Source organism: Methylobacterium sp. 37f, assembly GCF_023093475.1.
Taxonomy (GTDB): domain Bacteria; phylum Pseudomonadota; class Alphaproteobacteria; order Rhizobiales; family Beijerinckiaceae; genus Methylobacterium.
Genome location: NZ_JAGHKN010000102.1, coordinates 1 through 759, shown reverse-complemented (window position 1 = coordinate 759; position 759 = coordinate 1). Strand labels below are relative to the sequence as shown.

At 66.3% G+C, this 759-nt stretch carries 1 tRNA gene and 1 pseudogene; both read left to right on the top strand.

What is annotated here, in order from left to right:
- Positions 1–128 (top strand): annotated as a pseudogene (gene tuf / locus J7U37_RS24825) (elongation factor Tu); the annotation flags it as partial.
- 219 nt (positions 129–347) lie between these two features.
- A tRNA-Trp gene (locus tag J7U37_RS24820) sits at positions 348–424 on the top strand.
- The last annotated feature ends 335 nt before the right edge of the window (positions 425–759 follow it).

Here is a 759-nt window from a genome sequence, read left to right as displayed (position 1 = left end):
CGGGCGACAGCGTGACCATGGACGTCACCCTGATCGTGCCGGTGGCCATGGAAGAGAAGCTGCGCTTCGCCATCCGTGAAGGCGGACGCACCGTCGGCGCCGGCGTCGTCGCCGCCATCAACGAGTAGTCCTGATCCGGTCGGCCCGAGCGGCCGCCTGATATGACGCCAAGTACGGCGCTCCGGTTTTAGTCCGGGGCGCCGTGCGCGTTTTAGCCGGCGTCGGCACCTGCCGACTGCCTGCAATCGAGACGGCGAAGGATCTTTGTCGACCGCGCAGTTTGACCATTGCGGAGCCACGGCGACCGGTCTATAGCAGCGCCGCGGCGAAGGACTTGTCCCTCGCGTAGGAGTGTAGCTCAACTGGTCAGAGCGCCGGTCTCCAAAACCGGAGGTTGCGGGTTCGAGTCCCTCCACTCCTGCCACTTGGATTTTGCCAACTGGCCGCGTCAAACCAGTCGACCCTCCCATCCCCGTTCCTTCGAGCTGATCGTTCATCCGCGAAGTCCGGTCGGGCGTAGTCGACAAGCCCGGCGACTTGCGTTAGAGCGGTCGCCTTCCGAGATCGATGAAGGCCGTTGATGCTGGCTCCCTCCGGAGCCGCCGCATTGCGCTTTCCCGAAGCTCGGGCCGATCTCCCTGTTGTTGGCGCCATGGCATCGAACGAAGCATCGAAGAAAGTGGACCTCGCGCGCACTCCGCAGCGCGGCTCCGCCACGCCGACGCCCCCGCGGGCGACACCGCCCGCCCGCCCGACCCC